The organism is Enterococcus sp. DIV0755b, from assembly GCF_051713765.1.
GTDB lineage: Bacteria > Bacillota > Bacilli > Lactobacillales > Enterococcaceae > Enterococcus_C > Enterococcus_C canintestini.
This window is the reverse complement of the sequence record NZ_JBIOQN010000001.1, coordinates 234,758-248,147: the sequence shown is the minus strand read 5'-3', so window position 1 is coordinate 248,147 and position 13,390 is coordinate 234,758. Positions and strand designations below refer to the sequence as shown.

General features: G+C 39.1%; 13 protein-coding genes. 8 read left to right on the top strand and 5 right to left on the bottom strand.

What is annotated here, in order from left to right:
- Positions 1 to 124: 124 nt before the first annotated feature.
- Positions 125 to 1,309 carry an iron-containing alcohol dehydrogenase gene (locus IGI65_RS01365; RefSeq protein WP_438772995.1) on the top strand — a complete coding sequence of 395 codons (1,185 nt, stop codon included), beginning with the start codon at positions 125 to 127 and terminating at the stop codon, positions 1,307 to 1,309.
- 15 nt (positions 1,310 to 1,324) lie between these two features.
- On the top strand, positions 1,325 to 1,555 hold the full coding sequence (locus IGI65_RS01360) for a hypothetical protein (protein WP_438772994.1): 231 nt from the start codon (positions 1,325 to 1,327) through the stop codon (positions 1,553 to 1,555).
- A gap of 177 nt (positions 1,556 to 1,732) precedes the next feature.
- On the opposite strand, the gene IGI65_RS01355 is transcribed toward IGI65_RS01360, so the two are convergent.
- The 3 genes from IGI65_RS01355 to rpiA all read right to left on the bottom strand — a co-directional run bounded on the left by IGI65_RS01355 (position 1,733) and on the right by rpiA (position 4,253).
- Positions 1,733 to 2,419 carry a 2,3-diphosphoglycerate-dependent phosphoglycerate mutase gene (locus tag IGI65_RS01355; protein WP_071864047.1) on the bottom strand — a complete coding sequence of 229 codons (687 nt, stop codon included), beginning with the start codon at positions 2,417 to 2,419 and terminating at the stop codon, positions 1,733 to 1,735.
- Positions 2,420 to 2,555: 136 nt separating this feature from the next.
- Positions 2,556 to 3,140 (bottom strand): recombinase family protein, encoded by a 585-nt coding sequence (locus IGI65_RS01350; RefSeq protein WP_071864046.1) that lies wholly within the window; start codon positions 3,138 to 3,140, stop codon positions 2,556 to 2,558.
- A 426-nt stretch (positions 3,141 to 3,566) separates the two neighbouring features.
- Positions 3,567 to 4,253 (bottom strand): ribose-5-phosphate isomerase RpiA, encoded by a 687-nt coding sequence (gene rpiA, locus IGI65_RS01345; protein WP_438772993.1) that lies wholly within the window; start codon positions 4,251 to 4,253, stop codon positions 3,567 to 3,569.
- Positions 4,254 to 4,662: 409 nt separating this feature from the next.
- On the opposite strand from rpiA, the gene rpsL reads away from it, so the two are divergent.
- The 4 genes from rpsL (at position 4,663) to tuf (ending at position 9,130) form a co-directional block, all read left to right on the top strand.
- A complete protein-coding gene (gene rpsL, locus IGI65_RS01340; RefSeq protein ID WP_003127956.1) occupies positions 4,663 to 5,076 on the top strand; it encodes a 30S ribosomal protein S12 in 414 nt (137 codons plus the stop codon).
- A 59-nt stretch (positions 5,077 to 5,135) separates the two neighbouring features.
- Positions 5,136 to 5,606, top strand: coding sequence for a 30S ribosomal protein S7 (rpsG, locus tag IGI65_RS01335; protein WP_071864205.1), 471 nt, complete (start codon positions 5,136 to 5,138; stop codon positions 5,604 to 5,606).
- 100 nt (positions 5,607 to 5,706) lie between these two features.
- On the top strand, positions 5,707 to 7,791 hold the full coding sequence (fusA, locus tag IGI65_RS01330; protein ID WP_071864206.1) for an elongation factor G: 2,085 nt from the start codon (positions 5,707 to 5,709) through the stop codon (positions 7,789 to 7,791).
- Between the two features lie 151 nt (positions 7,792 to 7,942).
- Positions 7,943 to 9,130 carry an elongation factor Tu gene (gene tuf / locus IGI65_RS01325; RefSeq protein ID WP_071864207.1) on the top strand — a complete coding sequence of 396 codons (1,188 nt, stop codon included), beginning with the start codon at positions 7,943 to 7,945 and terminating at the stop codon, positions 9,128 to 9,130.
- Positions 9,131 to 9,307: 177 nt separating this feature from the next.
- Here tuf and IGI65_RS01320 read toward each other — a convergent pair whose 3' ends face one another.
- Together IGI65_RS01320 and IGI65_RS01315 are read right to left on the bottom strand one after the other, a co-directional pair.
- Complete coding sequence (locus IGI65_RS01320; protein ID WP_438772992.1) at positions 9,308 to 10,030, bottom strand: NADPH-dependent oxidoreductase; 723 nt, start codon at positions 10,028 to 10,030, stop codon at positions 9,308 to 9,310.
- A 30-nt stretch (positions 10,031 to 10,060) separates the two neighbouring features.
- Positions 10,061 to 11,485: a PLP-dependent aminotransferase family protein gene (locus IGI65_RS01315; protein ID WP_438772991.1), complete on the bottom strand. Its 1,425-nt coding sequence runs from the start codon at positions 11,483 to 11,485 to the stop codon at positions 10,061 to 10,063.
- Positions 11,486 to 11,659: 174 nt separating this feature from the next.
- Here IGI65_RS01315 and thiD point away from each other — a divergent pair, with 174 nt between their 5' ends.
- Positions 11,660 to 12,484, top strand: coding sequence for a bifunctional hydroxymethylpyrimidine kinase/phosphomethylpyrimidine kinase (thiD, locus tag IGI65_RS01310; RefSeq protein ID WP_438772990.1), 825 nt, complete (start codon positions 11,660 to 11,662; stop codon positions 12,482 to 12,484).
- Positions 12,481 to 13,029 carry an ECF transporter S component gene (locus IGI65_RS01305; protein WP_438772989.1) on the top strand — a complete coding sequence of 183 codons (549 nt, stop codon included), beginning with the start codon at positions 12,481 to 12,483 and terminating at the stop codon, positions 13,027 to 13,029. Before thiD ends, IGI65_RS01305 begins: the two co-directional genes overlap by 4 nt.
- The last annotated feature ends 361 nt before the right edge of the window (positions 13,030 to 13,390 follow it).

The window sequence follows — 13,390 nt, the reverse complement described above, 5'->3', positions numbered from 1 at the left end:
AGCTATTAAAGAAGACATTTCTTTAGTGGCTCTTCTTTTTGTAGATAGAGGAGCCCGGGCTTTCTTTTATTTAAACTTCGCGTTAAAGTAAAAGTATCAATTAATTTTTAAGGGAGTGACGTCAGTGAATAATTTTACATTTCAAGTTGGAACGGATATTCGTTTTGGGAAAGATCGGCTTGAAGAATTAGCGCCTGTTTTGACAGAATTTGGCAAGACCGTTTTACTGGTCTACGGTGGTGGTAGTATTAAGAAAAATGGTTTGTATGACCGTGTTTTAAAAGAGTTGCGTGATTTTACTATCATTGAACTAGCTGGTGTGGAACCAAATCCGCGAATTGAAACAGTTGCAAAAGGTGCTAAACTTTGTGCTGAAAATGAAGTGGATGTTATTTTAGCAGTTGGTGGTGGTTCAACGATTGATTGTGCCAAAGCAGTAGCTGCGGTTTATGGTAGTCCTGATTTGGAACCGTGGGCTGTAATTGAAAAAAGAAGTTATGATGGGCCTGCTTTACCGATTGTAACCATTTTGACGCTCGCTGCCACCGGTAGTGAAATGAATCGCGGTGCAGTGATTACTAACTGGCAAACCAACCAAAAATTAGGTATGGGTGGTAAAAATCTATTGCCAAAAGTTTCCTTTTTAGATCCTCAAAATACGTATACTGTCAGCAAATATCAAACAGCTGCTGGTTCAGCCGATATTATGAGTCACTTGTTTGAAAATTATTTCAACAATACACCAGCAACCGATGTTCAAGATGGTATCAGTGAAGGATTAATGCGGACAGTTACTAAAAATTGTCCAATTGCTTTAGAAACACCAGATGATTATGATGCCCGAGCTAACTTGATGTGGGCGAGCACCTTAGCTTTAAACGGTTTAACTGGTAGTGGTAAAGGCGGAACGTGGTCTTGTCATGCGATGGAGCATGAATTGAGTGCTTTTTATGATATTACTCACGGGATTGGTTTGGCAATTTTAACGCCGCGTTGGATGCATCACGTTTTAAATGAAGAAAACGCACCCCAATTTGCCCAATACGGTCGTAACGTATGGGGAATTACCGAAACAGTACCGATGATGGCTGCCCGCATGGCGATTCAAAAAACTTATGATTATTTCAAAGATTGCCAGATTCCAATGACGTTACCTGAAGTTGGCATTAAAGATGAGAGTAAATTTGAAGAAATGGCCCAACAGGCTGTAGCTTATAGTAAAATTGCCACCGATGCTTTTGTACCATTACAAGTGGAAGATGTTGTTAAAATTTATCAAGCGAGCATGACAGAACAAAACTATCTGTAAAAAGGAGTAATTGCGATGTTAAAAGAACAAGAAATGTTTTTAAACTTCATCAAAGAACGTGCCGTTAAAGGCAATGAAGAGAAAATCGAAGCAATTTTAGTCGATGCTTTTGCCAAATTAGCCACTGATGAATTTACAACTGAAGAATTTACGAATGTAAGAGAAAAGTTGCTGCCTTTAATTGCGCCTGAATATCAAACAGAAGTAAAAGAAGCAATGGCACATTTTGCTAGCATGTTGAAATAAAAGTAATTGTGACAGAAGTGTTCTGCTTCAAGCAGTAAGAGGGAATTTTAAGAAAAATTGCTATTCAGGTTTTGGCAAAATTTTAGCTTATGTAAGTAGCAGTTGCTTTTGGACCGTCGTTTATTCAAAAAAATAAGGTATGACAAGAGTCTTGTCATACCTTATTTTTATTGCTAATTATAAGTAGTATTTTTTCGCTACTGTTAAATCGTCGTTTAATTCATAAACAAGTGGTTGGCCAGTTGGAATTTCAAGATCCATGATGTCATCATCAGAGATTCCTTCAATGTGTTTTGCCAAAGCGCGTAATGAATTACCATGAGCTGCAACTAAAACAGTTTTGTTATCTTTTAATGCAGGGGCAATTTCATCTTGCCAGAATGGTAATGCGCGTTCTAAAGTAACTTTTAAGTTTTCCCCACCAGGTACGTCACGAGGGTCTAACATTGCATAACGACGATCGTTTGCAGCAGAACCAGGATCAGTTGCATCCAATAATGGAGGTAATGTGTCGTATGAACGACGCCAGATGTGAACTTGTTCGTCACCGTATTTTTCAGCGGTTTCTTTTTTGTTCAAACCTTGTAATGCACCGTAATGACGTTCGTTTAAGCGCCATGATTTAATTTGTGGTACCCACAATTGGTCAGATTCTTCTAAGATATAGTTACAAGTTTTGATAGCGCGTTTTAATACAGAAGTATAAGCGATATCGAATTCGATGCCGGCTTCTTTAATTTTGCGGCCGCCTTCTTTTGCTTCTTCAACACCTTCTGGAGCTAGGTCTACGTCAACCCAACCAGTAAATTGGTTTAATGCATTCCATTCGCTCAAACCGTGACGAGAAAATACTAATTTTGGCATGAATAACTCTCCTTTGTCATTTGGTTTCTGAAATTTTCAATTCCTTCCATATTGTACACTGTTTTGGTTCATTTTGCCACTAAAAAAAGGCACAGCAACTTGTTTCTCAGGTGAGAATAGGCTGCTGTACGTCATTTTAATTTGTAATTTTTGCCAATTCATCAGGAGCTAAATTAATGTATTTATAGCAAGTTCCCACTGATACACCACACTTGGAAGAAATGAATTGGATTGTTTCTTTTTTATCGTAATAAAGTTGGCGAATTTTTTTGACGGTCTTCATATCAATTTTAGGACGACCGCCAATTTTTCCCTTTTGGCGAGCTTTGTTTAAGCCAACTAAGGTCCGCTCTTTAATTAGCGCACATTCCATTTGGGCTAAACCTTCCATTAAATTAAAGTAAATATCGCCCATTTCGCTACGAGTATCGATACCTTCAGTCAAACTGACTAAATGAAGGTTACGCTTTTTAAATAAACTAGTTAATTCTGTCAATTGACGCGTAGAACGTCCCAAGCGATGCAAATCAGACACCACCAAAGCGTCTCCTTGTTGCATTTGTGCAATCACAGTGTCTAAATCCGCATGATTTTCTTCGTGATATTTTTGTTCAAAAGTATCTTGAAAAATTGTTGCACAACCATAGTCAGTCAAAGACTTCAATTGGGAATCTAAATCATTGTCGTTGATTGTTGTCCGAGCATAGCCAAAAATTGTCATGATAAATCCTCTCAGTCTTCATTTTCATTAAGAAAAATGTAGCATAAACTCCGTGAAAATGGTACCGTTTCTTGCAAAAAAATCAAAAAAACTAAAGAGTGAAAATTACAAGGATCTATAGTCTTAAAAATTGCAGGTAAAAGATGTGATGAGATAAGTTGTTGATAAGATACTCTTGATGGAGAAAAAAAGCGGTGGGAACAAGTGGTCAGTTGTAAGAAAAAAGAAGAAATTTTTTTAATTGCTGCTTAAAATTTCAAAAATTTTGGCTTATGTTTGGCCTAGGTAAGAATAAATTATTATTCTAACACCGTAGATTTGCAAAAAGAGGTTGTGATAGAAGCTGCTTCTGTCACAACCTTTATTCGAAAATAGGAGGCGTGACAAAATTTTGTCACGCCTCTTCATACCGCCGCTATTGGTTAATTATTTTTCTAATGCTGGATTAATCAGTGTTTTAGGACCTTCTTTTTCACCGACGATGACAAAGTTTGTCATATCTAAAAACAAACCATGTTCCACGACCCCTGTCATGTGAATTAATTCTTCGGCTAGGGCGTGAGGATCTGTTATGGCTTCTAGGTGAAGGTCAATAATATAGTTACCACTATCCGTGTGTAAAAATTCGCCATCGCTGGTTTTGCGGAAAGTTGGACGGTAACCGCGTTTTTCTAAAATATTAAAGATTTGTTGGCTGCCAAAAGGAATCACTTCAACTGGTAAGGGAAACTTGCCTAATTGTGGTACCATTTTAGATTCATCGACAATCCAAATCACTTTATCTGAATAAGTTGCCACAATTTTTTCATATAAAAGAGCAGCGCCGCCGCCTTTAATTCCCAGAAAGTTTGGATCGATTTCATCTGCGCCATCAATGGTGATGTCGATGTGATCGACTTCATCAATTGAAGCTAATGGAATTCCCAACTCACGAGCTTGGATTAAGGTTTGGGTGGAAGTCGTGACCCCTGTAATTGTCAAATTTTCTTCTTTTATCATGCGACCTACTTCTGCTACCATATGATAGGCTGTTGAACCAGTTCCAAGACCGACTGTCATCCCGTTTTTTATATGTTTGCAAGCTTCTTTTCCGACCATTTCTTTTAAATCCATCGTTATTTCGTGCTCCTTTACAAACTGATTTTGAGTTTATTTTAAAGCTTTTTTTTAAGAAATGATAGCCTTCTTGCCTTTCTTTTACAGTTAAAAAAACTATAATGTCTTTTCTTTCGGGGTGGGAACAAAAATGATATTCTGTCATAGGACTGTTGATTAAAGACGAAGCTTTATAAAAACTATAATGACTGCAAAAAATATTGGGGTTTTTGTTGACACGTTATTTCAATCATGCTATTCTAACAAAGGTGCTTTGTCTACAGGTCTCTTAAAACAGACGTGCTGACTGTAAGAAAAGTACAACTGACGATTATGCACAAGGCTGCATTATTTTTTATCGCCGAAAAAGAACCACCTGGATGTGTGGAGCTAGAAAAGGCGAATCAAGGAAGGAGGAAAACAAGGGATGCCTACAATTAACCAATTAGTACGTAAACCTCGTAAATCCAAGGTTGAAAAATCAAATTCACCAGCATTGAACAAAGGATATAACAGTTTCAAAAAAGCTCAAACGAATGTGAACTCTCCGCAAAAACGTGGGGTTGCCACTCGTGTGGGTACAATGACACCAAAAAAACCGAACTCAGCTTTGCGTAAATATGCCCGTGTTCGTTTGTCTAACTTGATCGAAGTAACAGCTTATATCCCAGGTATCGGCCACAACTTACAAGAACACAGCGTTGTTTTATTACGTGGTGGACGTGTAAAAGACTTACCAGGGGTACGTTACCATATCGTTCGTGGTGCATTAGATACAGCTGGCGTTAACGACCGTAAACAATCTCGTTCTAAATACGGTACAAAACGTCCTAAAGCTTAATCTAGTTTACAGACTATATAAACACAATACAAAATGACTACGTAAAGGAGGAGTTACGGATGCCTCGTAAAGGTCCAGTTGCAAAACGCGATGTTTTACCAGATCCTATGTATAACTCAAAATTAGTAACCCGTTTAATCAACCGTGTTATGGTTGATGGCAAACGCGGGATTGCTGCAAATATTATCTATAATGCTTTTGACATTATTAAAGAATCTACTGGTAATGATCCATTAGAAGTCTTTGAACAAGCAATGAAAAATATCATGCCTGTCTTAGAAGTTAAAGCTCGCCGTGTCGGTGGTTCTAACTACCAAGTCCCAGTTGAAGTTCGTCCTGAACGTCGTACAACTTTAGGCTTACGTTGGGTTGTAAACTACGCACGTTTGCGTGGAGAACACACAATGGAAGAACGTCTTGCAAAAGAAATCATGGATGCAGCTAACAACACTGGTGCTTCTGTGAAAAAACGTGAAGACACACACAAAATGGCTGAAGCCAACCGTGCTTTTGCCCACTATCGTTGGTAAGATCTTTTTTGTTCTTGCAAAAAAGACAATTCGATTGTTACAAATAAGCGAGCAAAAGATTTCTTTTGCCGCTTTTTAAAGAGAGGAGCACAAGCAAGAAATGGCTAGAGAATTTTCGTTAGAAAAAACTCGTAATATTGGTATCATGGCTCACGTCGATGCAGGTAAAACTACTACGACTGAACGTATCCTTTATTATACAGGTAAAATCCATAAAATTGGTGAAACCCACGAAGGTGCTTCACAAATGGACTGGATGGAACAAGAACAAGAACGTGGTATCACTATCACTTCTGCTGCGACAACTGCTCAGTGGAAAGGTTACCGTGTCAACATCATCGACACACCAGGACACGTAGACTTCACAATTGAAGTACAACGTTCATTGCGTGTATTAGATGGTGCTGTTACCGTCCTTGACTCTCAATCAGGGGTTGAACCACAAACTGAAACAGTTTGGCGTCAAGCTACAGAATACCGCGTACCACGTGTTGTATTCTGTAACAAAATGGATAAAATTGGTGCAGACTTCTTGTACTCAGTTTCTACTTTACATGATCGTTTGGGCGCAAATGCGCATCCAATCCAATTACCAATTGGTTCAGAAGAAGATTTCACAGGTATCATTGACCTTGTGACAATGAAAGCTGAAATCTACACAAACGACTTAGGTACAGAAATTCAAGAAACTGAAATTCCTGAAGAATACCTAGAACAAGCGCAAGAATGGCGCGAAAAATTAGTCGAAGCAGTAGCTGAAACTGATGAAGATTTAATGATGAAATACCTAGATGGCGAAGAAATTACTGAAGCTGAATTAAAAGCTGGTATCCGTCAAGCAACAATCAACGTTGAATTCTTCCCTGTAATGGCTGGTTCAGCCTTCAAAAACAAAGGGGTTCAATTAATGTTGGATGCAGTTCTTGACTACTTGCCTTCACCATTAGATGTAGAAGCAATCAAAGGGATCGATCCAAAAACTGACGAAGAAACAACTCGTCCAGCTGACGACGAAGCACCTTTTGCTTCATTAGCATTTAAAGTTATGACTGACCCATTCGTAGGTCGTTTAACTTTCTTCCGTGTTTATTCTGGTATCTTGGAAAGTGGTTCATATGTATTGAACGCTTCTAAAGATAAAAAAGAACGAATCGGACGTATCTTACAAATGCACGCGAACACACGTAACGAAATCGACCGCGTTTATTCCGGTGATATCGCTGCTGCGGTTGGCTTGAAAGATACAACAACAGGGGACACTCTTTGTGCCTTAGATTCTCCAGTAATCTTAGAATCAATTGAATTCCCTGACCCAGTTATCCAAGTCGCTGTTGAACCTAAATCAAAAGCTGACCAAGATAAAATGGGGATTGCATTACAAAAACTTGCAGAAGAAGATCCATCATTCCGCGTTGAAACAAACGTTGAAACTGGTGAAACAGTTATCTCAGGGATGGGTGAATTGCACTTAGACGTCTTAGTTGACCGTATGCGTCGTGAATTTAAAGTTGAAGCGAACGTTGGTGCTCCTCAAGTTTCTTATCGTGAAACTTTCCGTGCTGCTACTGAAGCAGAAGGTAAGTTTGTACGTCAGTCTGGTGGTAAAGGTCAATACGGTCACGTATGGATTGAATTTACGCCAAACGAAGAAGGTGCCGGTTTCGAATTCGAAAACGCCATCGTCGGTGGTGTGGTTCCTCGTGAATACATCCCAGCAGTTGAAAAAGGTTTAGTAGATGCAATGGAAAATGGTGTCTTAGCTGGTTATCCATTAGTAGATATTAAAGCAAAACTTTACGACGGTTCTTACCATGATGTCGATTCAAGTGAAACTGCCTTCCGTGTTGCTGCTTCTATGGCATTGCGCGCTGCAGCCAAAAAAGCAAAACCTGCAATCTTAGAACCAATGATGAAAGTTACAATTACTGTTCCAGAAGATTACTTAGGTGATATTATGGGTCATGTAACTGCTCGTCGTGGTCGTGTTGAAGGTATGGAAGCACACGGTAACTCTCAAATCGTTAATGCTATCGTTCCGTTAGCAGAAATGTTTGGTTACGCAACAACATTGCGTTCAGCTACACAAGGTCGCGGTACTTTCATGATGGTATTTGACCACTATGAAGATGTGCCAAAATCTATTCAAGAAGAAATTATCAAGAAAAACGGCGGTAAAGCTGAATAATTTTTGATGATTAGGATTTTTTTAAAAGAGCTATATTTTTTTAAAAAATTCGTGTACAATGTTAACGATGATAAGGGCAAACTGCCGTACACGGCAGTTTACCTATCAAAAAATAAAAACTATTACGTATTTTTAGGAGGAACATTTTAAAATGGCAAAAGAAAAATTTGACCGTTCTAAACCCCATGTAAACATCGGTACTATCGGACACGTTGACCATGGTAAAACTACTCTTACAGCTGCAATTACAACTGTATTATCTAAAAAAGGTCTAGCACAAGCTTCTGCTTACGATCAAATTGATGGTGCACCTGAAGAACGCGAACGCGGTATCACAATTTCAACTGCTCACGTTGAGTATGAAACTGAAAACCGTCACTACGCTCACGTTGACTGCCCAGGACACGCGGACTACGTTAAAAACATGATCACTGGTGCTGCTCAAATGGACGGCGCGATCTTAGTAGTATCTGCTGCTGATGGTCCTATGCCTCAAACTCGTGAACACATCCTATTGTCACGTAACGTTGGTGTTCCTTACATCGTCGTATTCTTGAACAAAATGGACATGGTAGACGACGAAGAATTATTAGAATTAGTTGAAATGGAAGTTCGTGACTTATTGTCAGAATACGACTTCCCAGGCGACGACACTCCAGTTATCGCAGGTTCAGCTTTGAAAGCTTTAGAAGGCGACGCTTCATACGAAGAAAAAATCTTAGAATTAATGGCTGCAGTTGACGAATACATCCCAACTCCAGTTCGTGATACTGACAAACCATTCATGATGCCAGTCGAAGACGTATTCTCAATCACTGGTCGTGGTACTGTTGCAACTGGTCGTGTTGAACGTGGACAAGTTCGCGTTGGTGACGAAGTTGAAATCGTAGGTATCGCTGAAGAAACAGCTAAAACTACTGTAACAGGTGTTGAAATGTTCCGTAAATTGTTGGATTACGCTGAAGCTGGCGACAACATTGGTGCATTATTACGTGGTGTGGCTCGTGAAGATATCCAACGTGGTCAAGTATTATCAAAACCAGGTTCAATCACTCCACATACAAAATTCTCAGCAGAAGTTTACGTTTTAACTAAAGAAGAAGGTGGACGTCATACTCCATTCTTCACTAACTACCGCCCACAATTCTACTTCCGTACAACTGACGTAACAGGCGTTGTTGAATTACCAGAAGGTACTGAAATGGTTATGCCTGGCGATAACGTAACTATGGACGTTGAATTAATCCACCCAATCGCGATCGAAGACGGTACTCGTTTCTCAATCCGTGAAGGCGGACGTACTGTTGGTTCAGGCGTTGTTACTGCAATCGAAAAATAATTCTTGAACTTAACTTGAGGTTGTAACAGGGAACTGTTACAACCTCTTTTTTAGCAATAAAAAACACCGCACAATTACTAGAGCCGCTTAATTAAAAGCTTTAGTAATTGTGTCGGTGTTTTTTGTATTACATATTAGGCTAAAGACGCTTGAAATCAAGAGGTGCGTTGGTTAGGGCTAAAGTAGTTTTTGATTTTTTAGGTAATCGTTAAAACTTTTATCGCTGCTAACGCTGTAGTAATCTGCGAATTTTTTCGTCCAAAGTTTTGTTTCCCGTGCTTCACCGAATTTTTTCATCGTTTTGTCGTAGTCTTCAATTAGTTGGTAATCATATTCTTTATAGGTATCATAATGAATAACGGCTTGTTGGGGCAAACGGGGTTTAATTTGCATTTCAACAGTCGGCTTACCGATACTAAGTCCAGCGACGGGATAAATATAATCAGGTAGATTAAAAAGTTTGCTGACTGCTTCAATTTGATTGCGCACACTTCCCACAATGACACTTCCTAATCCTAAAGCTTCAGTGGCGATGACGGCATTTTGCAATGCTAAACTGGCATCTGTTGTGGCAATAATCAAAGGATTCAAACTATCTGTAATTTCATAAGCAACCTGTTCTTTTCTTGCTACCATTTGCGTTCGTTTTAAATCAGCTACAAAAAGTAAAAAGACGGAACTGTGGAGCATGTGGGGGTTAGTTGGGTTTATTGCCACTAGTTTTTCCCGCAGTGCTTTATCTTTCACCACAATAATGGAGTAGGCTTGGCCGTTCATCCAAGAAGGAGCCTGTCTACTGGCGGATAAAATCGCCTCTAATTCTTCATCTGTCAGCTCGTAATTTTCAGCGAAATTTCGATAAGTGCGATGGTTTTTTAATAGTGCAATCACGTCATTCATTTTTTTCCTCCTTTTACCAAAGTGACGGCTTTAAAGCGTAGGCTGTGTCAGGAGTATTTGCGTAATTCCTGCGATTTTTTTTGCTAAAGCAGTCGCTTTACTTGGGGTCAAACTGGTGTAATTTATTCTCATTGACATTGTATCATTACTAAAGAAAAAAGAAGGCGCTACGAGTAAATTTTCCTTTAAAAAAAGCTGCCAATCTTTTCTGCTTAAATTTTGATGTTGCCAAGTGAACCAATAATAAAGTCCCCCTTTAATTTCTGTAAACTGCCAGTCAGCTTTAAAAGGGGCAAAGGTTTGGCATAACAAGTCGCTTCTCATTTTGAGATTATGGAGTAATTGAGTGTGCTCCTCATCGTACTCCTGATTATTTAAAGCAAAATTGGCCACTATTTGACTAAATAAATTGGTTTCGTTATCCAATATTTTTTTTGTGTTAGCCAAACTCTGAATTAAATTTGTGGGGGCCAGTAGCCACCCGATTTTGATGCTTGATCCAAAAATTTTGGATAGTGAGCCCAAATAAAGTACTTGCTCCGGTGCAATTTCTTTTAGCTTTGGGATTGGGGTAGAAAAATTCAGCTCGCCGAATATATCATCTTCAATGATGGGAACATAATATTTGCGACAGATTTCAATAATTTTTATCCGCCGTTCATAGGAAAGACAGCGACTGGTTGGATTTTGAAAAGTTGGATTTAAGTATAAGAGTTTTACTTTTTTTGCCAAAATTTGCTTTTCCAATTCTTTGGGCATGATCCCTTCTTGGTCAGTCGCAATTCCTTGTAACCGTAACCCGAGAGATTGAAAGAGAGGGAGTGCAAATAAAAAGGACGGATCCTCAGTGGCGATAACATCTCCGGGTTGTAAAAGTGTTTGCAAAATTAAAGAGATTGCTTGGGTGGACCCGGCGGTAATTAGCAAGTCTTGATTTTCTAAAGGAAGATGAAATTTTTGGGCTAGTTTTTTTGTGATGGTATCTTTTAGTGGCGTATAGCCCGTGACGGTTAAATTTTTTTCTTCCTTTATAATTTGATCCCACGTTAAAGCGGGAAATTTAAAATCAGGAATTAAATCTGGTGGTAGCTCCCCGCTAGCAAAGTCCAGCGTCGCAGGATTTTTTTTCAGCCTATTTTGTTCTTTAATATAAGGGTCTGGTTGATTACGGGTAGTAAGTAAATGTTGCCACTGAAATTGAGGCGCCTGGCGCGACCCCCAGCGTCCTTTAGCGACTTCTGTTCCACTACCTTGTTTGCGTATTAGCCACCCTAGACTAGTAAGTTCTTCTAATGCGTGATTGACGGTGGAACGATTAACTTGATAAAAAGCGGCCATTCTACGTTCAGGCATTAAGCGATCGCCTGGGGCCAGTTTACCTGATTCAATTTCAGCGATAATGATTTCCATTAATTGCTGAAATAAAGGTGTTTTACTTTTACGATTTAAAGTCATGGGGGCTCCTTTTAATAGAAAAATCACTTTATAGTAGCGATTTTCATCGACAGTATCAGCTCTAAAATGATTGGTTGGTTTCAAAATAAACCAATTGGTCGTTTTCGTCAAGGGCGGGAAGTTTTATACTTAAAACGAGTTTTTGCAATTATTCGGACAAAAAGGAGTGTTTCAATGAAAAAAGTTTTAACGATTGCAGGTTCTGATTCTACCGGTGGTGCCGGCTTAGAAGCAGATTTAAAAACCTTTGAAGAATACGGTGTCTTTGGCTTTGCGAGTATTACTGCCATCGTCACGATGGATCCTGCAACAGGTTGGTCTCACGAAGTTACGGAACTGCCGGCAGATTTATTAGTCAAACAATTGATTTCTGCTTTTGCCGGTGAAGAAATGGCCGCTTTAAAAACGGGAATGATGGGTAATGAAGCCAATATCTTAGCTACAGTTGATTTTTTAGCTGATAAAAAAGTAGCCAATATCGTCGTAGATCCTGTGATTGCTTGTAAGGGAACAGCGCAGATATTACAACCGCAAGTGGTTGCAGCATTGAAAAAATATCTATTACCGCTAGCGACTATCACTACTCCTAATTTAGTGGAAGCAGGGATTTTATCGGAATTGGGAGATTTAACCAGTGTAGCGGATATGCAAAAAGCTGCGCGGGCAATTTATCAACAAGGGGCTAAAAATGTCATTGTAAAAGGGGGACATCGTTTAAAAGAAGATAAAGCGATCGATGTGTTTTACGATGGGACTGATTTTGTTACTTTGGAAAATGAATTGTATCAAACCGACTACAATCACGGTGCTGGTTGTACCTTTGCGGCTGCTGTAACTGCTGGTGTTGCAAAAGGAGCGCCGGTAAATCGGGCTGTCAGTATGGCCAAACAATTTGTCGCCGCAGCAATTAAAGAAGGTCTACAAATTAATTCTTATGTGGGGCATGTTTGGCATGGTGCGTATAATCAAGCGGAAAAACGAATGGCGGTGACACAGTGAGAAAACAATCTTCTATTCAAGCGCTGGTCTTAGTGGCGCTTTTTACCGCGTTGACTGTTATTGGTACCACCATTAAAATTCCCTTACCAACGGGGGCGTTCGTTCATTTGGGCAATGCCGTCTTGTTGTTGGCTGTTTTGTTATTAGGTTATCTAAAAGGATCTCTTGCTGGCGGATTGGGCTTTTTTATCTTTGATTTATTAAATGGTTACGCCACAGAAGCGCCTTATTTTATTTTGGAAAGTTTTATTGTTGGGGCTGCGGCCTATGGTGCACTGCTTATTTTTAAGAAAAAACCAACTGCAATTTGGCAAGTAGTTGTCATTGGCGTGGTAACTGCAATTGCGAAACTTTTGATGACCCAAATTAAAAACATGGTGATGTTGTTGATTGCCGGTGCGGATTTTCAAGCTGCTTTTGCCGGTGCATTAACGAAATTACCTGCGACTTTAATTAATGTTACATTGACAGTGGTTATTGTAGCGTTGGTATATTTTCCGTTGAAAAAAGCGCTTGTGAGCACGATGAAACGTTCTTTTGTTTAAAAATTAGCGCTGATAGGCGCTAGATTGTTTGTTAGGAGGTGTGACAAAAGTCTGGTCACGCCTCTTTTTTTGTAAACAAAAGGTAGGACAAAAACTGCTTTTGTCACACTTTTTTTATAGTTATTAGAATAATGTTCGGCTTTGGGTAGAAAAAAGAGTGGGAAATTGGCTGTTGGCTTTGCATCAAATTATGAAAAGTGTTTTTTATTTTCAATTATTAGGCGGAATAATTTCATTTCTTAAGGTTAAGAGCCCAAAAATTCTTTCAAGTATTATTTACCTAAAAACTAGATAAATTCCCTGCCTTTTTTAGAAATATTCGTCTTTTCAAGGGGTATAAATTATGTTATTATTTGTTCGC

Coding starts and splice junctions, on each gene's coding strand:
- IGI65_RS01360 (WP_438772994.1), top strand. CDS start 1,325: ATGTTAAAAGAACAAGAAATGTTTTTAAACTTCATCAAAGAACGTGCC.
- IGI65_RS01355 (WP_071864047.1), bottom strand. CDS start 2,419: ATGCCAAAATTAGTATTTTCTCGTCACGGTTTGAGCGAATGGAATGCA.
- IGI65_RS01350 (WP_071864046.1), bottom strand. CDS start 3,140: ATGACAATTTTTGGCTATGCTCGGACAACAATCAACGACAATGATTTA.
- rpiA (WP_438772993.1), bottom strand. CDS start 4,253: ATGGATTTAAAAGAAATGGTCGGAAAAGAAGCTTGCAAACATATAAAA.
- rpsL (WP_003127956.1), top strand. CDS start 4,663: ATGCCTACAATTAACCAATTAGTACGTAAACCTCGTAAATCCAAGGTT.
- rpsG (WP_071864205.1), top strand. CDS start 5,136: ATGCCTCGTAAAGGTCCAGTTGCAAAACGCGATGTTTTACCAGATCCT.
- fusA (WP_071864206.1), top strand. CDS start 5,707: ATGGCTAGAGAATTTTCGTTAGAAAAAACTCGTAATATTGGTATCATG.
- tuf (WP_071864207.1), top strand. CDS start 7,943: ATGGCAAAAGAAAAATTTGACCGTTCTAAACCCCATGTAAACATCGGT.
- IGI65_RS01320 (WP_438772992.1), bottom strand. CDS start 10,030: ATGAATGACGTGATTGCACTATTAAAAAACCATCGCACTTATCGAAAT.
- IGI65_RS01315 (WP_438772991.1), bottom strand. CDS start 11,485: ATGACTTTAAATCGTAAAAGTAAAACACCTTTATTTCAGCAATTAATG.
- thiD (WP_438772990.1), top strand. CDS start 11,660: ATGAAAAAAGTTTTAACGATTGCAGGTTCTGATTCTACCGGTGGTGCC.